Source organism: Gemmatimonadota bacterium (assembly GCA_039715185.1).
In the GTDB taxonomy this organism is placed as follows: Bacteria; Gemmatimonadota; Gemmatimonadetes; order Longimicrobiales; family RSA9; genus DATHRK01.
The window spans coordinates 1-19,325 of the sequence record JBDLIA010000062.1; the positions used below are offsets into that span (position 1 = coordinate 1).

General features: G+C 69.3%; 16 protein-coding genes. 7 read left to right on the forward strand and 9 right to left on the reverse strand.

What is annotated here, in order from left to right:
• The 5 genes from ABFS34_11500 to ABFS34_11520 form a co-directional block, all read right to left on the reverse strand.
• Positions 1–359 (reverse strand): hypothetical protein (locus tag ABFS34_11500; GenBank protein MEN8376064.1); only part of this gene is annotated, 359 nt, incomplete at its 3' end.
• Positions 359–1,717 (reverse strand): hypothetical protein, encoded by a 1,359-nt coding sequence (locus ABFS34_11505; GenBank protein MEN8376065.1) that lies wholly within the window; start codon positions 1,715–1,717, stop codon positions 359–361. The genes ABFS34_11500 and ABFS34_11505, both read right to left, overlap by 1 nt.
• Positions 1,718–1,798: 81 nt before the next feature.
• Entirely contained in the window at positions 1,799–3,136 is a 1,338-nt protein-coding gene (locus ABFS34_11510) for a hypothetical protein (protein ID MEN8376066.1), read from the reverse strand.
• Positions 3,133–4,950, reverse strand: a complete 1,818-nt coding sequence (locus ABFS34_11515) for a multicopper oxidase family protein (GenBank protein ID MEN8376067.1) — start codon at positions 4,948–4,950, stop codon at positions 3,133–3,135. The genes ABFS34_11510 and ABFS34_11515 overlap by 4 nt, the downstream gene beginning before the upstream one ends.
• Complete coding sequence (locus ABFS34_11520; protein MEN8376068.1) at positions 4,929–5,525, reverse strand: hypothetical protein; 597 nt, start codon at positions 5,523–5,525, stop codon at positions 4,929–4,931. Before ABFS34_11520 ends, ABFS34_11515 begins: the two co-directional genes overlap by 22 nt.
• A gap of 503 nt (positions 5,526–6,028) precedes the next feature.
• On the opposite strand from ABFS34_11520, the gene ABFS34_11525 reads away from it, so the two are divergent.
• Positions 6,029–8,188 carry a prolyl oligopeptidase family serine peptidase gene (locus ABFS34_11525; protein ID MEN8376069.1) on the forward strand — a complete coding sequence of 720 codons (2,160 nt, stop codon included), beginning with the start codon at positions 6,029–6,031 and terminating at the stop codon, positions 8,186–8,188.
• A gap of 76 nt (positions 8,189–8,264) precedes the next feature.
• Here ABFS34_11525 and ABFS34_11530 read toward each other — a convergent pair whose 3' ends face one another.
• A complete protein-coding gene (locus ABFS34_11530; protein MEN8376070.1) occupies positions 8,265–8,732 on the reverse strand; it encodes a hypothetical protein in 468 nt (155 codons plus the stop codon).
• Positions 8,733–8,924: 192 nt separating this feature from the next.
• Between ABFS34_11530 and ABFS34_11535 the strand changes: the two genes are divergently transcribed.
• Both ABFS34_11535 and ABFS34_11540 read left to right on the forward strand, forming a co-directional pair.
• A complete protein-coding gene (locus tag ABFS34_11535; GenBank protein MEN8376071.1) occupies positions 8,925–10,544 on the forward strand; it encodes an ATP-dependent DNA helicase RecQ in 1,620 nt (539 codons plus the stop codon).
• Positions 10,541–11,782 carry a DUF1015 family protein gene (locus ABFS34_11540; protein MEN8376072.1) on the forward strand — a complete coding sequence of 414 codons (1,242 nt, stop codon included), beginning with the start codon at positions 10,541–10,543 and terminating at the stop codon, positions 11,780–11,782. The genes ABFS34_11535 and ABFS34_11540 overlap by 4 nt, the downstream gene beginning before the upstream one ends.
• On the opposite strand, the gene ABFS34_11545 is transcribed toward ABFS34_11540, so the two are convergent.
• Positions 11,763–12,428 carry a hypothetical protein gene (locus ABFS34_11545; GenBank protein ID MEN8376073.1) on the reverse strand — a complete coding sequence of 222 codons (666 nt, stop codon included), beginning with the start codon at positions 12,426–12,428 and terminating at the stop codon, positions 11,763–11,765. The genes ABFS34_11540 and ABFS34_11545 overlap by 20 nt on opposite strands.
• Positions 12,429–12,546: 118 nt before the next feature.
• Between ABFS34_11545 and ABFS34_11550 the strand changes: the two genes are divergently transcribed.
• Entirely contained in the window at positions 12,547–13,458 is a 912-nt protein-coding gene (locus tag ABFS34_11550) for a helix-turn-helix domain-containing protein (protein ID MEN8376074.1), read from the forward strand.
• 110 nt (positions 13,459–13,568) lie between these two features.
• On the opposite strand, the gene ABFS34_11555 is transcribed toward ABFS34_11550, so the two are convergent.
• Entirely contained in the window at positions 13,569–13,796 is a 228-nt protein-coding gene (locus ABFS34_11555) for a DUF3185 domain-containing protein (protein MEN8376075.1), read from the reverse strand.
• A gap of 131 nt (positions 13,797–13,927) precedes the next feature.
• Here ABFS34_11555 and ABFS34_11560 point away from each other — a divergent pair, with 131 nt between their 5' ends.
• Positions 13,928–14,953: a sulfite oxidase gene (locus ABFS34_11560; GenBank protein ID MEN8376076.1), complete on the forward strand. Its 1,026-nt coding sequence runs from the start codon at positions 13,928–13,930 to the stop codon at positions 14,951–14,953.
• Positions 14,950–17,226, forward strand: a complete 2,277-nt coding sequence (locus tag ABFS34_11565) for a GWxTD domain-containing protein (GenBank protein ID MEN8376077.1) — start codon at positions 14,950–14,952, stop codon at positions 17,224–17,226. Before ABFS34_11560 ends, ABFS34_11565 begins: the two co-directional genes overlap by 4 nt.
• Here the strand turns inward: ABFS34_11565 and ABFS34_11570 are convergent.
• Positions 17,223–17,708, reverse strand: coding sequence for a DUF4126 family protein (locus tag ABFS34_11570; protein MEN8376078.1), 486 nt, complete (start codon positions 17,706–17,708; stop codon positions 17,223–17,225). The genes ABFS34_11565 and ABFS34_11570 overlap by 4 nt on opposite strands.
• Positions 17,709–17,959: 251 nt before the next feature.
• On the opposite strand from ABFS34_11570, the gene ABFS34_11575 reads away from it, so the two are divergent.
• Complete coding sequence (locus ABFS34_11575) at positions 17,960–19,192, forward strand: VanZ family protein (protein MEN8376079.1); 1,233 nt, start codon at positions 17,960–17,962, stop codon at positions 19,190–19,192.
• Positions 19,193–19,325: the final 133 nt, after the last annotated feature.

Sequence of the window (19,325 nt, forward strand, 5' to 3'; positions counted from 1 at the left end):
GGGCCGTTCCCGGTGTGCAGCTCGGCGTCCTCGATGCGCCACTCGTAGAGCACGGAAGCGCTGCCGGGATCGCTCAGGTCGATGACGTCGAAGCCGTGGACCAGGCGCCGTCCGACGTACGCGAACGGACGATCCAGGTCCTGCTCCAGCTCGATGTCGGACACGCTGCGGGTGTCAGGTGGGTTGAGCTGGATGTGCGCGAGCACCTCGACGTTTTCGGTGGCGCCCTTGTCCTCTCCGGGGTCGCTGAAGGACTGGGCGTGCGCGCCGCCGGCCGGTGAGGCCAGCCCCGCGGCGAGGGTCAGCGCTACCGCGAAGGGGCCCCGGCCTCGCGCCGGGGCCCAGCTATGGATCGGCATCAGTCCGTCGCCTCCTTGGGCGCCGGCCCGTTCTCCCAGTCCTGCACGCTGGAGATGTTGGGCATGCCGTAGTCCTCGCCGTTCCAGCCGTCGAAGCCGTCCATGCGGAACGTCCAGAAGCCGGTCCACGAGTCGCTGATCACGACCAGGCCGTCCTCGTTGCGGACGTCCACGCCGAACGCGCCGTTGCACTTGTTGTCCGAGCACAGCCCGATGCCCGGGGGTCCGGGGTAGGTGTCGAAGTGGCCGACCGTGGTCGGGTTCTCCGGGTCCTCCAGGCTGAAGATCCACAGGCCGTCCTCGTAGCCGCTCACGAACACGTAGGGCCAGCGCACCTCGTGGTTGTGCTGGAGGTTCTTCCAGTCGGCGGTCCAGGCGGCGATCGAGTTGTTGATCACCTGGGTCTCGCCGCTCTGGCCCGGGCCGAGATCGAAGATGCGCAGCGGCGCGTACTGGTACTCCACCTCGCCGACCGCGTAGCGGCCGTCGGGTGAAGGCGTGAAGGTGTGGCCCCACGGCACCGTGGGGATGCCGGCTACGGAGAACAGGTGGGCCGGCTCCTCCGGCGTCGAGATGTCGTAGATGTGATAGCCGCCGGTGCCGCCGCCGTAGAACTTGTCCTGGCCGGTCGCGGGGTCGTACGCCGCGTACATGTCATGGTAGAAGCCGCCCGGAGGACCGCCCGCGCCCGTCATGCCCTCCGGGATCGGGATCGCACCCACCAGCCCCTCCTGCCCGTCGAGCACCAGCCGCAGGTCGTACGCGTTGACCACGCCGCCGTTGGTGGTCGTGAGCAGCAGAGGGCGTCCGTCGGAGTGCTTGTAGATGAAGATGTTGTGGAACCCGCCGGGCATGTCTGGCGCGCTGATGCGGGCGACTTCACGGACCCCGTCGGGATCCGGCAGGTCCGTGACGTCGAAGACGATGGCGCCGAGGTCGGCGTCGGCGCCGCCGCCGCCGAACTGGAAGGACTGTACGTAGTAGTTGCGCCCCGCGTCCCAGAAGATCTTGCCGTCCATGCCGCCGAACGGTTGGTGCAGCTCGGGCTCCTCAATGCGCCAACTGGTGAGCAGGCCGGCGTTGGAGGGATCGCTGAGGTCGATCACGTCGAAACCGAACTCGACGATCGCCCTACCGACGTATGCGAAGGGCCTGTCCAGGTCCTGCTCGAGCTCGATGTCGGTCGCCGTGAAGCCGCTGTCGGTGAACTGCACGTGCGCCAGCGCGCTCACGTTCTCCGAGTGTCCCTTGTCCTCGCCCTCCGGCTCGCCTTGCACAGCGGCCAGCGCCGCCGGCAGCAACGCGATCATGCCGAGCGTGGCACTCGTCGCCAGGGCCCTCCCGATTCGATTCCGCATGCCCAGCCTTCCGTAACGGTGCTGTTCTTTCCGTCCGCGGCTCTCTGACAGCTTGCCGCGGCGCGATCGACCCGCCCGCCCTCAGTCCGTCGCCTCCCGCGGCGCCGGCCCGTTCTCCCAGTCCTGCACGCTCGAGATGTTCGGCATGCCGTGGTCCTCGCCGTTCCAGCCGTCGAAGCCGTCCAGGCGAATGACCCAGAAGCCGGTGGACATGTCGCTGCCCACTATCAGGCCGTCGGCGTTGCGCACGTCCACGCCGAAGTTGCCGTTGCACTTGCGGTCCCTGCACATGCCCACGCCGGGCGCACCCGGATACGTGTCTACGTGCGCGACGGTCGTGGGGTTTTCCGGGTCCGCCAGGCTGAACACCCAGAGGCCGTCCTCGTAACCGCTCACGAACACGTACGGCCAGCGGACCTCGTGATTGTGCTGAAGGTTCTTCCAGTCCGCCGTCCACGCCGCGATCGAGCTGCTGATAACCTGCGCCTCGCCACTCTGCCCCGGCCCCAGGTCGAAGATCCTCAAGGGCGAGTACTGCGACTCCACCTCGCCCACCGCGTACCGACCGTCGGGTGACGGAGTGAACGTGTGGCCCCAGGGGATGGTCGGGATGCCGGCGATGGAAAACAGGTGCCGCGGCGCTTCGACGCTCGTGATGTCGAACACGTGGTAGCCGCCCGCGCCGCCGCCGTAAAACTTGTCCAAGCCCGTAGCGGGATCGTACGCCGCGTACATGTCGTGGTAGCCCTGGCCGGGCCGGATTCCGGTCATGCCCTCGGGAATCGGAACCCGCGCGACCAGGCCCTCCTCCCCGCGCAGCACTGCACCCAGGTCGTATACGTTCGCGTTGACGCTGCGGGTCGTGGTGAGCAGCAGCGGCCGCCCGTCGGAGTGCTTGTAGATGAAGATGTTGTGGAAGCCACCCGGCGTTTCGGCGGACCGAATGCGTGCCACCTCGCGCACCGACTCGGTGTCCGGCAGCCCCGTTACGTCGAACACGATCGCGCCGAGGTCGTAGTCCGGACCTCCCTGCCCGAACTGGGTCGACTGCACGTAATAGTTGCGGTCGTCGTGGGCGAAGATCTTCCCGTCTAGGGCGCCGATGCCTTGGTGCAGCTCGGCGTCCTCGATGCGCCAGCTGTAGAGGACGCTTGCGGCCGCGGGATCTCTCAGGTCGATGACGTCGAAGCCGTGGACGAAGATCCGACCGACGTAGGCGAAGGGCCGGTCCATGTCCTGCTCGAGCTCCACGTCCGATACGGTCATCGGCTCGCCGAGCGCTACGTGCGAGAGCACGTGCATGTTCTCGCTCGCGCCCTTGTCCTCGCCAACGGGCTCCGCTTCCTGCGCCGCGAGCGCCGTGCCGCCGGCAAGGAGCAGGGTGGCCGCCATCGTCGCGCCGCGCGCGATTCTCATCATCGGCTATCTCCCGTGGAGACGGGGTTCACTCGGAACACCGTCTTCATGCCCGTTTCCAGGTGTTCGGAGATGTGGCAGTGCAGCATCCAATCTCCCGGATTCGACATTTCGACCAGCAAATCCACCACCGACCCGAGCGGGATCACGGCGGTGTCCTTCCACACGAAATTGGTGTTCCGCACGCCGTCTCGCTCCAGCACAAGAAACCGCTGCCCGTGCAGGTGCATCGGGTGGTGCATCGGGTGCATCGACGTGGGCTGGTTACGGAAGCGAACGCGCGCCACGTCGCCCACCTCGAAGCTCCAGTCGATGTCCATGTTTTCCTTGGCCGTCGCCACATCCCGCAAGAACCAGCGCACGTCCCGTGCGGTGGACAGGTAGTTCATCACGGGCATGATGTCGTTCCACTCCACCGGGTGGTAGTAGAACGTGTCGATGGCCATCATCTGGATGAGCGGCAGCGGCAGCGAGCCGATGTCCGCCCCCAACTCCAGCTCGTAGTCGACCGGTCTGTCAAAGTGTTCGCGGAAGCCGTCGATTTCTTCGACCACACCGCTGTTCTCCCGTAGGTGGTCGAACGCGACGCGGTGGCTTTCCGCCGTCCCTTCCGCGTCCACGACCACCGCTCCCAGGGTGTCCACCTGCGTCTGGAAGACGCCCCGGTAGTGGTCGATCGCCTGGATCCGGTTGGTAATCGTGTGCTCGCCGGGCTCGTCGTAGAGAACTTCGACGATGTAGCGCTCGGCGGGCGAGATAACCACGCTCTCGACCAGCGCCTCGCGCTCGTACAGCCCGATGTCGGACCCGATCACCTTTGTGACCCCGCCGTCGAAGGACAGGTTGAACACCCGGGTGTTGGAGACGTTGGTGAGGAAGAAGCGGACCACATCGCCGCGCCGCGCGTCCACTCGGTAGTCCGTCTCCCCGTTCATCAGCAACACGTTGCCGAACCGTCCCATGAGAGCGTGCGTGGCACGATCCCTTCCGTACGGGATGATCCCCGCCCCATCGATCAGGATGTCGTCCAGGAGGACGACCTCTTCCGTGTTGACCGGGTTGAAGTACTCCGGGTCCGGAGAGGTCACCATCATGTTGCCGTACAGGCCCAGATCCTGAGCGATGTCCTCCCGGTGGTGGGGGTGGTACCAGTAGACGCCGGCGTCGCGGAAGAAGATCTCGTAGTCGAACGTGCCCCCGGGCTCTACGGGGTCCTGCGTGACGCCCGGGACGCCGTCGAAGCGGTTGTCCAGGCGGACGCCGTGCCAGTGGACCGAGGTCGGCAGCTCCGTGGCGTTGGTGAGCCGAACCACGATCGTGGCCCCTTGCGGCGCCTGGATCAGCGGGCCCGGGTACTGCCCGTTGAATCCGTACATGACGAACGTACGGCCGTTGATCGTGCGCCGGACCAGCCCCGCTTCCAGCGCCAGCGTGTCCCCGTCCTGCATGTCCACCACCTCCCGGTAGGCCGCCGCCGGTAGCGCCGCCGGGTCAACCCCGAGGCCGGGCAGGAACGGGTCCGTCTTGGGGCTGAGGCCCATGAGCTGCGGGATCATCGGCATGCTCATGTCCATCGGCGGCATGCGCCAGGCCGCGGGGTCCGTGTCGGGCCCGCCGTGTCCCATGGCGCCGTGGTCCATGCCGGCCGTGTCGCCGCCGCCCGGCGCCGCCGCGGGCGCCTCGGGCGGGGCAACGCCCGGGTCCGCGGCGGGACCCGAGGCACACGCGACGAGCAGCGCGCACGAGACCGCCGCTGCGAACGCCCCGCGGCGGCTCCCGAACCCGGTGGCCAACTTCAGAAGCCCACGACCGCGCACGGCTCTCCCTCGAACGGTCCGTGTCCCGCCATCGAATGCATGCGGCCGCTGGGCGAGGATCCCCGCAAAAGGACCGGACCGCTCCAGCGGTCAACGTCCGGCGAGGGCTCGGCGGTAAGGAATACGAGGAACTTGTTCAGCGAGATGCGACCTGCGAGCGTCCCGTCCTCCGCTAGCGCGCCGAGCTTGATCACGGTCCCCAAGTCCGGGGACGTCGCCCACACCATGGCGATCGTGCCGGCGGCGAGTTCGAGACCGTCTACCTTCATGTCGAGGGAAAGCACGTGGTGACCGTCCCGCGTCAGCGTGGCGCCGAACGGGGAATCGGCGAAACGGAGCCGGACCTCGCCCATCGAGCCGTTGGCGTGTGCCGTGGGCACGAGCCGGATCAGGAACGGGTCGGGCGGGGTCGGCGCGCAAGTCGGATTCCCGGTCAGGCGCGACGCCGCGCGCCCCGGGTCGGCGCCAAGGTCGGCCGGCCGCACCGCGGTGGCCGCCGTCAGCCCGCTCGTCGCGAGGACGAGCACGATGAAAGCCGAGGCCAGCGACGTCCTACGGCGAATCGTGTTCTGCAAAGCTGATGTCTCTCCCTTGGGGCGACTAAAGTACTCTCGGGCTTCGGCGCCACTCCTATCCCGCTGCGCCTCCACCGTTCCGCCCGCGCGGCACCGTAGCGAGCGGCGCGGCTCACCATTCTAAACAGCGCTTCGTTTCCAGGCATCCAACCGGCCGCGATCGCACGTAACCGCTACCCCAGATCCAGACGCGCTCGTCGGGCCCCGGACCTACTCGGCGGCGCTGCCCGGCGGCGGCACGCTGCGCGTCGTCACCGAGCACCCCTACTACCCCGACGGGCGGGATTTCGTCGGCCGCGGCGTGCAACCCGACGGGCTGGTCGAGGAGACCGTGGAGTCCGTGCGAGCGGGACTCGACGTCGTCCTGGCGGAGGCGCTGCGGGTGCTCGGTGCCGGCGCCGGCCGGTGAGGACGCCGGCTGCGGGGCTGCGGCCGGACCTCCCGCCCCGTATCATGTTGGCGGCTGTGTCCGATTGCGTAACACTTTCCCCGTGAGGTTGCAGATGCGTTCGTCCCCGAACCCCACCCGCCTGGGCGCCTGGCGCCCGACCTGGACACTACCGGTGGCTTGCGCCGCCGCGGCCATCTTCCTCGCCCCCTTGGCGCTGGGCGCCCAGGAGATTGCCGCAGAAGAGGACCCCTACATATGGCTGGAGGCGGTGGAGGGCGAAGAGGCGCTCGCGTGGGCGACGGAACGTAGCGAGGCCACGCTCGCGGAGCTGTCCGGCCGGCCGGAGTACTCGGAGATCTTCGACGACATACTCCAGATCCTGAGCTCCGACGACCGCATCGCGTTCCCGTCCATACGGGGCGAGATGCTCTACAACTTCTGGCAGGACGCCGACCATCCACGCGGCGTGTACAGGCGCACGACGTGGGAGGACTACCTCGGCGGGCAGCCCACCTGGGAGACCGTCCTGGACATGGACGCGCTGTCGGACCTCGAGGGCGTCAACTGGTCGTACTCCGGCATGAGCTGCCTGCCGCCGGCGGAGCGCATGTGCCTGGTGCGCCTGTCCCGCGGCGGCGCCGATGCCGTGGAGATTCGCGAGTTCGACCTGGAGCGTGCGGCCTTCGTGGAGGGCGGCTTCTACCTGCCCGAGGCCAAGGGCGGGGCGACCTGGGTCGACGAGAACACGCTGCTGGTCAACACCGACTTCGGCGAAGGGACGCTGACCACGTCCGGGTACTCCCGCATCGTGAAGAAGTGGAGCCGAGGCACGTCGTTGGAGTCGGCCGAGGTCGTCTTCGAGGGGGCCGAGACCGACGTGAGCGTGTCGGCCCGCTCGATGGAGTCGACGACCGATCGCCATATGGTCGTATTCCACCGGCCGAGCTTCTTCGACGGGACGATGTACTTGTACGAGGACGGCGAGCTCACGAAGGTGGACATCCCGACCGACGCGTTCGCCTTCCCCTTCCAGGACATGATGATCGTCCGGCTGCGCTCGGATTGGGAGGTGGGCGGCGAGACGTTCGCTTCGGGCTCGGTGATCGGGACCGGTTTCGAAGCCTTCTTGGCCGGTGAGCGGGACTTCCACGTCGTGGCGGCGCCGACCGACCGGATCACGATCATGGGAACGTCGCCGACGAAGAGTCATCTCATCGTGTCGACGATCGAGGACGTGAAGGGCCGCTTGTGGCGCTACACGCCGACCGCGGACGGCTGGAGCCGCGAGCAGATCGACGCACCTGATTTCGGCAGCGTGGGCGTCAACGCCTCCGACATCCACACCGACCGGTTCTTCTTCACGTACAGCACTTTCACGCAGCCCACAACGCTGTATCTCTCGGAGGCGGACGGATCCGTCCGCGAGGTGCGCCGCATGCCGGAGATGTTCGACACCGAGGGTCTCGAGGTCTCGCAGCACCGCGCGACCTCGAAGGACGGCACGGAGATCCCCTACTTCCTGGTACGCGCCGGGAGCGTACAGATGGACGGGCGCAACCCGACGTTGCTGTCCGCCTACGGTGGCTTCAACATCTCCAGGCGCCCGTTCTACAGCGGCTCGGTGGGCAAGGCGTGGCTGGAGCGCGGCGGCGTGTACGCCTTGGCCAACATCCGCGGTGGAGGGGAGTACGGGCCGGACTGGTGGAGGGCAGCGCAGCTCGAGAATCGGCAGCGCGCCTACGACGACTTCCTGGCGGTCGCCGAGGCCCTGATCGAACGCGGCATCACATCACCCGATCATCTCGGCATCCAGGGCGGCAGCAACGGCGGTCTGCTCGTCGGCGTGGCCATGACGCAGCGGCCGGACCTGTTCAACGCGGTGCTCGTCGACGTGCCGCTTCTGGACATGAAGCGCTACAACAAGCTTCTGGCGGGCGCGAGCTGGATGGCCGAGTACGGCAACCCCGACACGGACGACTGGGAATTCATCAAGGAGTACTCGCCCTACCAGAACGTGCACGCCGACGGCACCTACCCCCGGGCGTTGTTCTCCACTACGACACGCGACGATCGGGTGCACCCGGGGCACGCGCGTAAGATGGCCCACAAGATGCTCGACCAGGGCCACTCGATCCTCTACTACGAGAATACCGAGGGCGGACACGGTTCGGGCGTGACGCCGGAACAGCGGGCGCGCATGTCCGCGATCCGCTACACCTACCTGCACATGATGCTCGGCCCGGACGGTGAGCCGAGAGAGGCGACCGACTAGAGGCCCGCGAAAAGGGGGCGGCACCGTCGGTGCCGCCCCCTTTTTTCTTGTCGGAGCCGGTGCCAGCGCCGGCCGCCTACGCGAACTTGTCGTCCACGGCTTCGCGGATTTCCTCCAGCGACGCTCCGTCTCTGGCCATCCGCCCCACCATCTTGCCCTGGCCCTGGCAGATCTCGCAGCCGAGCGCCATACCGGGCTTCTCGAAGCACGAAAGCAGCGAGTAGTAGCCCGGGATCTCCGCGCAGCCGCAGTGGCAGCGTACGCCGTCGACGATCTGGGGCGCCTCGCGGACCAGGTCGAACATCTCCTTCAGCGGTCCCGGGACCTTCTCGTCCGGGATCACCTTCGAGGCGTCTACGCCAGGTCGGGGGTCGGGGTGTACGGCGGCATGGCGGACTCCGTGAGTCGGGCAGCGCGCGCGGACGCGGTCGCCGGACCCGGGCGCCGCTAGCGCACGCCGGGGGCGAACGGCCGCGGCGATGGCGAACGCGGCCGCGGGCAGCGCGGCTATGAAGCGGCGGCGGCTATGGGAATCGTCGTTCATCGTCTCGCTATCGTGTGCGGGCGGGGCACTCCCGCCGGATCCTCATCGTCGAAGATATCCGAGTGGTCCTGGTCCTGCCATGGCGTGACACCCCGGGGATCGGGCGATGGTTCCGCGCCGGTGGCTCGGACTCAACGCCGTTGTGCGTGTCTCGCCATTGACGCGCGCCACCCGCGCCCTACACTGCGAGGCGTGTCCAACCTTCCTCTGCGGTTTTCGGCGGATACGGAGACCCACGCCGCCGCGCCCTCCAGCGCCCTGCGGGTGCTACGTGACGTCTTCGGCTACCGGGAGTTTCGCCCCGGGCAGGAGAAGGTCATCGACACTGTCCTCTCCGGACGGGACTGCATCGCCGTCATGCCCACCGGCGCGGGCAAGTCGCTGACTTACCAGATCCCCGCTCGAATCCTGGACGGCACGGTCCTGGTCGTGTCGCCGCTGATCAGCCTCATGAAGGACCAGGTGGACGCCCTGGAGGAGCTCGGGTACCGCGCCGCCGCGATCAACTCCACGCTGGAGGAGGCGGAGTGGCGCGCGCGCGTCGGCGTGTTGCGCTCGGGGCGGTACGAAGTCGCATTTGTCGCGCCGGAGGCGCTCGAGGGCACGCTCCGCCGCGCCGTCACCGACAGCCCCATCGCCCTGCTCGTCGTGGACGAGGCGCATTGCATCAGCCAGTGGGGGCACGACTTCCGGCCCGCCTACCGACGCCTGTCGGGCCTGAAGGCCGAGCTGGACGTGCCCGTGCTCGCGCTCACCGCTACCGCCACGCGCCGCGTCGCACGGGATATCCTCGCGCAGCTCGGCATGCTCCGCCCCGGGGGCTACAAGGGGTCTTTTTTCCGGCGCAACCTGCGCATTCGCGCGCGTAAGAAGGGGACCGGCGACACGCGACGGGAGTTGCTGGCCCTGGTGCGTTCACACCCCGGGGAGAGCGGCATCGTGTACTGCATGTCGCGCAAGGCGGTCGACTCGACCGCCGACTTCCTGGCGCGCAACGGCGTGCGGGCGAAGCCCTACCACGCGGGTCTGTCCGCCGAGGAACGGGCCGCGGGCCAGGACGCTTTCCAGCGCGACGACGCCGACGTGATCGTCGCCACGATCGCGTTCGGGATGGGGATCGACAAATCGAACGTCAGGTTCGTGATCCATCGCGACATGCCCAAGGACGTGGAGTCCTGGTATCAGGAAATCGGCCGGGCGGGGCGGGATGGGCTGCCGGCGGAGTGCGTCGTCTTCTATTCCTGGGCCGACGTGAAGCTGCACGAGCGCTTCCTCCGTGACATTGAAGATCCGGCGCTGCGCGCTGAGAAGCGGCGTGGGACGGTGAAGCTGTTCGAGCTGCTGGAATCGACCGGCTGTCGCCACCGCGCCATCCTCGCGCATTTCGACGAGGCGATCGAGCCGTGCGGGGACGCGTGCGATGTCTGCAGCGGGGTCTCGGGGGCTGAATTCGCCGCTCGCGCCATCGACCGCACCGGTACGCCCAAGGGCGCGGGAGCGGCCGGCCGTCCCGGCTCCGGCAGTCGCAGGGCGCCAACCCCGCTCCCGCAGCTCGACGCCGACGGCGAGCGCCTCTTCCAGGCGCTGCGCGCGCTCCGCAAGCAACTCGCCGACGAGCGCGGGGTGCCCGCCTACATCGTGTTCAGCGACCACACCCTTCTGGAGATGGCGACGCGCCGGCCCGTCACGGAGGACGAGCTGCTGGCGGTGGCGGGCGTCGGGCCGGCCAAGCTCGAGCGGTACGGGGAAGCGTTTCTCGGCGCCCTGGCCAAGGGGTCGCAGCGCGCGGGAGAAGACGGGGGGCATCGATGATCACCATCGCGCCCATCGCCCGGGCGTTGGTTCCGGTCGATGACGAGGCCGCGGCGCGCATATCGGCGCGCAACTATGACGAGTTTCAAGGCGATCGCGAGATCTGGTCCGCGATTCGGCGGCGGCCCGATTCGGTGTTGGCCGTGACCATGGCCCACTGCGACGTGGAGTCGGTCGCCGCCATCGGCGAGGGCGATTCCGAGCCCTCGCTGCGACGCGCCGCCGGGAACATGGAGCGCTTGCGCGCCTCTCCGCTCACCGCGGAAGCGCGCGGCGTGCTGTTCATCTACGAGATCGTGGGTCCTGCGCGGCCGGGCGTGAGACAGATCGGCCTGGGTGGGTTGGCTCGTACCGACGAAATCAGAACCGAGAGCAATCCGCACGGCAGCATCGTTCGCAACGAGGGAGTCCGCGAGCCGAAAGCGCGGGGGCGAGCGCGGCTCATCGAGGCCACCGGCGCGATCATCGGGATGGTCAACAACGCGGTGCCCGATGCGCGCGGCGAGCTGGCCGCGCTGCTGGAACGCGAGGCGGACTCTCGCTCCCCCGATCTGACTTCCGAGGCCGAGGATGGCTACACGCATCGCGTCTGGCTGATCGAGGACCCGGGCCGTCAGGGTGAGTTGACGGGAACGTTGGCCGCGCAGCCGGAGGCGTACGTGGCCGACGGCAACCACCGTTCGGCCGCCGCCGCCATGCTGGGCCGCGAGCACTTCCTGGCCGTCTTCTTTCCGCTGGACCGAATGGGGATCGAGCCCTACAATCGGCTGCTCGAAGGGGTGGACGCGTCCGCCGCGGGCGAGCGCATGCTCGCCGCCAACTTCGAGGTCAGGTCGCCGAACGGAGGCGCGGGCTATCAGCCCCAGCGGGGCGTCGAGTTGGGGCTGTACGTGAGTGGGCCTGGCTGGCGCGTCTTGGAGCCACGCCCGGGCTCATACGACGAGGGCGATGCCGCGGCGTCCGTCGCTCACGGCGTAGCCCAGCGGCTGCTCTTCTCCGCCGTTCTCGGCATTGACGACGCCGCCGACGCCCGCATCCGCTACGTCGGCGCGGATCGCGACGCCGACTGGCTGGCTGCCGAAGTGGACGCCGGGCGCGCGGCCGCGGCGGTGACGCTGGCGCCGGTGACCATGGCTCAGTTCGCCGAGGTGTGCCGTCAGGGCGGGATGATGCCGCCGAAGTCCACGTGGTTCGTGCCCAAGGTACGCAGCGGCCTCGTCATGGCTCTGCTCGACTGAGCTCTACGTCTCGGAGCGCAGCCAGCGCCTCGTCGCCGGACGGGCTCGGCGGTGACCCGGTTACCGGCCACGCCCACAGGATGATGGGCCCCGGCGCCGCGCCGCCCAGCAGATCCGCCACTTCGAGCGCGGGATCGGCTCCCGGCCCCACGAACAGTCTGGCGCGTTCCCCGCTCAACTCCAGGCGCACGTCCGTCCACCCTTCGGCCGCGAAGAATGCCGTGCCCGAGACGGAGCCGGCAGTCGCGTGGTCGGCGCGCGGCGCGAACGCGACCGCTCCGGGGGTGCCGGATCGGTGGGGTCGCAGGTAGAAGACCTCGCGCTCGGCGTCGCCGGTGCGCCGCACCTCCAGTCCGATCACGATGGGCGCTCCCGAGGTCGCGAGCCGGAAGCTCAGCGCGCCATCCAGAAAGCCGGCGTCGTCCAGGCGCGCGGAGCCGCCGGACGGTATGAGCAGGGCGTCATCGCCATGCCAGAGGCCGGCCCGCGCGTTGCCGTGGCCCGTCCATTCGACCCCGGCCACGATGATCGCGTCGGCGCTCGTCGCGGTCGGGTTCTGGCCGGCGACTCCCGCTGGGACGAGAAGGAAGAGCGGCGGCGCCGCCAGGAGCGCGATGCTGAGATGTTTTCGAGGCCGAGGCTTCATGGTCTCCGTCCTGATCGGCTCTTCGCTCGGCGCGCTTTGACGCCGGCACGCTGGACGTTGAACCGCATGCGGGTAGGCCGGAATGCACGAATCCGGGAGATGCTGGTACTTTTCCGGGATGGACGGAATACGCCGCTTCGATTTCTCGCGCCGGAAATACGGCCCGGAACTGCTCGTGGACGTGATCGACATTGGCGACGTGCCGAACTACGTGTTCTGGGACGAGCCCTACTGGCTGTCCTACTACGACATAACGCTGGTGACGGAAGGCACGGGTCGGCTGTGGCTCGATGACGCGGCGCAGCCCGTCTGCCCCGGGAGCGTGCTGTTCACCACTCCCGGGCAGGTGCGCAGGTGGCAGGTGGACGGCCTGCGGGGCCTGGCCCTGTTCTTCCCGGGGGAGTTCATCGCAGCGTTCTTCTCCGACCCCCTGTTCCTGCACCGGCTGGGCTACTTCCATCAGATGGACGGCCGGCACTCGGTTCAGCTGTCGCAGCGAGAGGCCGCCGAGCTAGCCTCCAAGCTGGACACCATGCGCGGCGAGATCGCCACGCTGCGCCCGGACACTGACCACGTTCTGCGGGCCGGTCTCTACGAGGTCCTGATGTGGGTCAGCCGCCGGTACGCGCAGCGCGCGGGAGCCGCGGCCGTGCCCGGCAACGCCACCATTCTGGGTTTTGTGGATCTGGTGGAGAGGGAGTACGCCAGCTTGCACCGGGTGGGTGACTACGCGGATCGGCTCGCGGTCACCAGCGGCCACCTGACCGAGCTCTGCAAACGGCGGCTCGGGCGCACGGCGGGGGCGGTGATACGCGGCCGTGTGGTCGTCGAAGCGCGCCGCCGCCTGCTGCACACGCAGGCCACTGCCGCTCGCATCGCAGCGGACATCGGCTTCCAGGATCCGGCCTATTTCAGCCGTTTCTTTCGCCGCGAGACCGGCGCGTCGCCGTCGGAGTTTCGAAGCGCTGGGCGGGCGGCGTACGGTTACGACGTCAAGCCGGCCGAAACAGCGGCTTCGTCTGCTCGTTGAGCAACACCCAGAAGGCGTTGAAGGCGCTGACGCCTCGACACGGAGACGAAGATGGACTCCCACGATCAGTACGGATCTCCGACGGATACGCTTCACCCCACGGGGCGTGCTCAGCTCTTGCGGCTTCGCGCGCCCGCAAACACGAGGCCGATGCCCGCGACCAGTGCGATTCCGGACACGAGCGGCGACAGCGCGAAGGTCTTGTCGCTTTCGGCGGTGACCTCGAGGGGACCCACGCCCAGCGTGGTCTCCTCCGAGCCCAGTGGCAGCCCCCCGAATACGAACCCGACTCCGCCGAGCGCTATCAGCAGCAAGCCCATGATGGTGGCGGCCTTCATATCCATCCTCGCAAGTTGTGGTATCGTCCGCCGCGGAACCCACGAGCGACGGGCAGGACTTCGATTCCTCGGGTAACGGGTGCCCGGCCGGGCGCTCCGCGGGCCCGGATCCTCACGCTCTACGGTACCTCTTGAACGATCTACGTGTCGATGAGTTGAATTGCGAAACGCCCCTTTCGGCGGCGGCCGAGTCCGTCACGCCGCCCGGGTCGTTCTTCGTCCGCAACCACTTCCCGGTACCGCCGTTGCGCGCCGAAGATCACGTGCTGGAGATCGGCGGGGACGTGCGCGCGCCGCTAAGGCTGACGCTGGACGACCTGCAAGCCCGCTCACCGGCGGGCGCGGTGGTGACTCTGGAGTGCGCGGGTAACGGGCGCGCTTCCATGGACCCGCGCGCGCCGGGCACGCAGTGGCGCCTGGGCGCATTCGGGACGGCGCGTTTCTCCGGCACCGCGCTGGCGCCGCTGCTGCGCAGCGCCGAGCCTCTGCCGGGCGCCGAGGTCGTCGTCTTCACGGGCGCTGACAGGGGCGAGGTGGAGCCCGACCGGACCGAGGCGTTCGCTCGCTCGCTGCCGTTGGCGGATGCGCTGTCGCCCGCCGCCCTGCTGGCGTGGGAGATGAACGGCGAGCCGCTGCCCGCCGACCACGGCTTTCCGCTCCGCTCCGTCATGCCCGACCGATACGGAGTCGACTCGGTCAAGTGGCTCGTGCGCATAGAGGTCAGGGCGGAGCCGTTCCGCGGGTTCTATCAGGCCGAGCGGTATCGGTATCTGGGAGAGGCAGGCGTAGCCGACGGCACTACGGTCGCCCTCATGCGCCCGCGCTCGCTGATTGGTTATCCCACGGCCGGAGAGACCTTGGGAGAGGGCGAGCGGATTACCATTCGTGGATCCGCGTGGTCAGGGTACGGCGCCATCGCGTCCGTCGAGGTCAGCACCGATGGAGGAGCGTCGTGGCGGCAGGCCGGTCTCGTCGAGGACGCGCCCGACCATGGGCCGACCCTGTGGGAGTCGGACTGGGTGGTCGAACGCGGCGCTCATCAGGTCGTCGCCCGCGCCACGGACGAGGAGGGAAACACCCAGCCCTTGACCGGCGTCTGGAACGCGCACGGCTACGGCAACAACGAGGTGCACCGGGTGGACCTGGAAGTCTCATGACGAGGACGCGGGTACTCGCGGCCGCGCTCCTATGCGGTGGGCTGATCGGTGCCCAGCCGCCGACGGAGGCCGTGGGCCAGGTCGGTGATTCGGCGGGAGTCGCCGGCAGGGCCGGGGAGCTGCTGGCCGCGGGAGATACCGCGGCGGCGCTGTTGGCTCTGCGCGAGCGCGTCCGCGACGACGCCGACGACGGTCGGGCGTGGCTCGACCTGGGGCGCGTGCTGGCGGCCCAAGCCACCGAGGTCGAGTCGGACATCGAAGCGCGACTGGAGGCCAAGAAGGCGCTGGAGAAGGCGCTGGATCTGCGCCCCGATGACCCCTTCGCCCTGCTGGAGTACGGCCTTTTGCTGCGTAAGCAGCAGGTCGGGGTGGATGCCATCAGGGTCCTGGAGCGGGCCTGGCGGGCGGCCGACGAGCGTGCAGGCACTATGCCGCCCGCCGATCGCGCCCGCCTCCACTACGAATTGGGCAAGGTTTACGAGTCGTGGTGGATCGACTGGCAGGGCCTCGTCCAGATCCCGCGCACGGCGCAGGGTCACTGGTCGTGCGGCGGCGTGGGATCGGGATCAGCGGCGGATTCGACCGACGTTGACGCGACCGCGACCGGCCTCGCGGGCCGGTTCGGCTCTTTCGCGGTGCGCTGTCCCCCGGAGTGGTGGGAGGCGCTGGCCACGGTCGTGCCGATCGAGGAGCTCAAGGCGGAGGATCGCGACCGCATGCTGCGCCACTTCCGGCTGGCCCTGGCTGCCCATCCGGGCCACGTCGATGCGGCCGTGGCGTTGCTCGGGCACCTCGCCGACGACGCGGACTGGACGGAGTACGAGGTCGTCGCGCGCTCGCTGGTCGAGGCAGCTCCGGACGAAGCCAGGAGCCATCTCTTCATGGGGCTCGGGCTGCACCGACAGGGCCGCTCCACGTCCGCCGCGGAGCACTTCGGGCTGGGCATCGACCTGCTCGAAGAGGAGGCGCGCGGGGTGTTCAGCGACCTCACGCCGCTGCTTCCGGCCGACGTGGCCGAGCGCTATCGGGAGATGGACGCCGAGAGCAAGCGGCGCTCCGATGAGACGATCCTCGCGAGCAAGGATCCGCTCTACCTGACGGAGGTCAACGAGCGAGCGCTGGAACACCTGGCGCGAGTAGCGTGGGCGGAGTTGAAGTACTCGGCCCCCGCCTCCGAGACGAGGGGCTGGGACACCGAAATCGGCCACATCTTCATCCGTTACGGCGAGCCGGTGCGAGCGCTGCAGTGTTGCTACGGGGGCCAAACGGACATGAGCCCCATCGCGCTCGCTCGGTTTCAGTATTGGTCGTACGGACCGACCGGCCCGAACTTCTATTTCTGGCGCTTTCGCACACGCCGGCGGGCCCGCCTGGCCGAGACGGCGAAGACGCTCGCCGACAACCTGACGCGCGTCATGCCCGAGGCGTACCGGCCGGTCAATCCCACCGCAACGCACCCGATCCCGCTCCAGATCACGCGCTTCCGGGGCGCGCGGGCCGACCTCATCCGCCTCGAGTTGTACGCCGCGGTGCCCCTCGATTCGCTGCAGGTGGCCGCCGGGGATTCGTTGCAGGCGGGTGTCTTCCTGTTCGACCAGGCGCACGCACCCGTCTGGCGCCGGGTGCACGACGTCGCGGTGACGGACCCGGGGGTCGTGCTCACCTACCGGGTGGAGGTGCCGGAGTCGACCCTGCGTTACGCCATCGAGGCGCGCGAGGTCGGTCCCGATACGCTGCCCCGGCCGGTCGCGCGCGTCGCGGGTCCCGTGCGCGCGGATCCGTTCGGACCGGGTCTGGCTATCTCCGATCTGCTGCTGGCCGATCTCATCCAACCCAGGGTCGAGGGGGCGAGCGAGCGCGACCAGCTCACGATCGTCCCCAACCGCGGGCTCGCGTTCGAGGCTCTCGACCCCGTCCACATCTACTTCGAGGTGTACGGCCTCCAGCGGGACGGCGACGGCGCGGCTACCTACGAGGCAGAGCTGACCGTGACCGAGGTGTCCGCGGAAGGCCGCAGCTTGTTCGCGCGGGTGCTGCGCGGGGCGGTCGACCTGTTCTCCGGGGGCGGGGATGAGCAGCAGAGCGTACGCTGGGAGCGCACGGCTCTCATCGAGGGCGACATGGCGCCGGACTTCCTGCGTATCGCGCTGCCCGATCTGCAGCCCGGCAGCTACCGCGTGCTGCTGGCGATAACCGATTCGGCCACCGGCCGTCGGGTCGAGCGAGAACGCGACTTCGTCGTCGTGCCGGATGCCGTCGACGTGGACGGCTAACCGACCGGCTCCAGCAGGTCGTCGATGAGCTCGCTGCCGAGGCCGATCACCACGGCGTCCTCGGCGAGCGCGACCACCGGGTCCGCGACATCCGCCTTACGTCGGATCTTGCGGCGCAGGTGGTATCCGGCGTGAGCGCCAGCCAGAGCGGCGGCGGCGCCCACGAGCGCGGGCAGGGCGTGACCGCGTCCCAGGATCTCCGCCACGGCCGCCCCCGTCACCGCCCCCGCGAGTGACCTGGCCAGCGCGCCCGCAGGCTCGATGCGCGGCCCGACGACGGGCAGCTTGTCGGCCACCAACTCAGCCGCCGCCAGGCCGGTCAGCGCCGTCGCGACGGCGCCGGATCCCAGGATTTCACTCACCGGCCCGAGTCGGCCGGTGGCCTCGTGGCGCTCCAGGCCTCGCGCCAGCAGCGCCGGGACCGCGAAGGTCCGTCCGCCGATGAGGGCCCCGAGCGCCGCCGCCGTGCCGATCGCTTCCATGAATCTTCCTGTGTAGTTGCCACGGCTCACCCGCGCGCCGTCCGGGCTCGCACCGGTCGCAAGTTCGGGTCCGCCAGCCAGCGCGCTTTCGACCCGAGGCCGTACTTTCGGACGGTCCTCCACGGACTGGGGGCAACCGGGACGCCGTTACCCGAGCGCACGACTCCGTGACGTGAAACTTTCGCAGGACTCGACGGTTCCATGCGAGGGCGGCCGCACCCGGCGGCCGCTGGGGAAGGGTGAAGAGTGGGATGGGAAGCTTTCGCGTAGCCGCGCGTCGTGGGCTGCTCGTCGCGGCGTGGGGCCTCGCGCTGGTCGCGATCGCCTGGCTCACGCTGACGCCCCGCCCGGGAACCGACGTGCCCTCCTCACTGTGCCTCGTGTGCGGCCCACGGGGCGCGGCGGACGCGGTTCTCAACACCCTGTTGTTCGTGCCCTTGGGACTCCTCCTCGCGCGCGGCGCTCGAGCCCGAATGGCGCTGGTGATCGCCGTCGGGGCGTCCCTGTCCGGGGCGATCGAGTTGGCCCAGCTCGTCATCCCCGGTCGCGACGCCAGCCTGGGGGACCTCGTCTTCAACACGGCCGGGGCGACCGTCGGCGCTCTGACGGCGCGTCTCGGCGCCTGGCACGTATCGAATCGCCGTGCCTGGCCGGCGCCCCTGGCCGCGTTGATCGGTGCCTGCGCGCTCGCGCTCGGCTCGTGGCTGCTGACCCCCGCGTACCCCATATCGGATTGGTTCGGCCAATGGGATCCCGACCTGGGCCATTTCGACCACTATGGCGGCGAAGTGCTGGAGGCCCTGGTCGGGACCGAGTCGGTCGCCGTGGGTCGCATCGCGCGGCGGGACGAGGCGCGGGCCGCGCTGGCGGCCTCGCGGCCGGTGCGCCTGGTCTTCACGGTCGGACCTCCTCCCGCCGAATTGGCGCCGATCTTCAGCATCTACGACCTGCAGCAGCGGGAGATCTTTCTGCTGGGTGCGGACGGGGAGGACGGAGTACTTCGTTTCGCGACGCGCGGCGCGGCCGTCGGCTTCGGCGCGGCGCCGCTTAGATTTCCCGCCGTATTCGCGCCGGTCACTCCCGGCGTACGCGCCGACGTCGCTCTGACGGCTTCGGCCCCTGAACTGGGGTGGGGGCGCGGGGCGTGCCTGCGCCTCGACGACGACGACGCGGTTTGCGATCGCTTCAGCGCGGGCAGTTCCTGGCGCCTGCTGGCACCCGCCCGCGGGGCAACCGGGCGCGTCGCCGAGCTGATCTGGCTCGCGCTGCTCTTCGCTCCGGCCGGACTCCTCGCGGCCTACGGGACCTGGCGCGGCGCGGCGAGCGCCGCGTTCGTCGCGGCTGGTGCGCTCGCGGTCCTGCCCGCGTTCGCGCCCGTGGGGCCCACACACGCGCTCGAATACGCGGCCGCCCTGGCGGTCGTGGTGCTGCCCCGGCTCACGCTTCTGCCGGGGTGGCGCCACCCGCGGCGCGGCACCGGCTAGCGTACCGTTGCAGAAGTCCCGTAGGCATTCGGCCCGCGCTGCATCCCGCGGCTGCGGCGTTGGAACTCCTTGCCGTAGCGACGGCTACGGCGCGTCGTTCCGCCTTGCCCCGCGGGCGCATCACGCGCCTCGG

Coding starts and splice junctions, on each gene's coding strand:
- ABFS34_11505 (MEN8376065.1), bottom strand. CDS start 1,717: ATGCGGAATCGAATCGGGAGGGCCCTGGCGACGAGTGCCACGCTCGGC.
- ABFS34_11510 (MEN8376066.1), bottom strand. CDS start 3,136: ATGATGAGAATCGCGCGCGGCGCGACGATGGCGGCCACCCTGCTCCTT.
- ABFS34_11525 (MEN8376069.1), top strand. CDS start 6,029: ATGCGTTCGTCCCCGAACCCCACCCGCCTGGGCGCCTGGCGCCCGACC.
- ABFS34_11530 (MEN8376070.1), bottom strand. CDS start 8,732: ATGAACGACGATTCCCATAGCCGCCGCCGCTTCATAGCCGCGCTGCCC.
- ABFS34_11540 (MEN8376072.1), top strand. CDS start 10,541: ATGATCACCATCGCGCCCATCGCCCGGGCGTTGGTTCCGGTCGATGAC.
- ABFS34_11545 (MEN8376073.1), bottom strand. CDS start 12,428: ATGAAGCCTCGGCCTCGAAAACATCTCAGCATCGCGCTCCTGGCGGCG.
- ABFS34_11550 (MEN8376074.1), top strand. CDS start 12,547: ATGGACGGAATACGCCGCTTCGATTTCTCGCGCCGGAAATACGGCCCG.
- ABFS34_11555 (MEN8376075.1), bottom strand. CDS start 13,796: ATGAAGGCCGCCACCATCATGGGCTTGCTGCTGATAGCGCTCGGCGGA.
- ABFS34_11565 (MEN8376077.1), top strand. CDS start 14,950: ATGACGAGGACGCGGGTACTCGCGGCCGCGCTCCTATGCGGTGGGCTG.
- ABFS34_11570 (MEN8376078.1), bottom strand. CDS start 17,708: ATGGAAGCGATCGGCACGGCGGCGGCGCTCGGGGCCCTCATCGGCGGA.
- ABFS34_11575 (MEN8376079.1), top strand. CDS start 17,960: ATGGGAAGCTTTCGCGTAGCCGCGCGTCGTGGGCTGCTCGTCGCGGCG.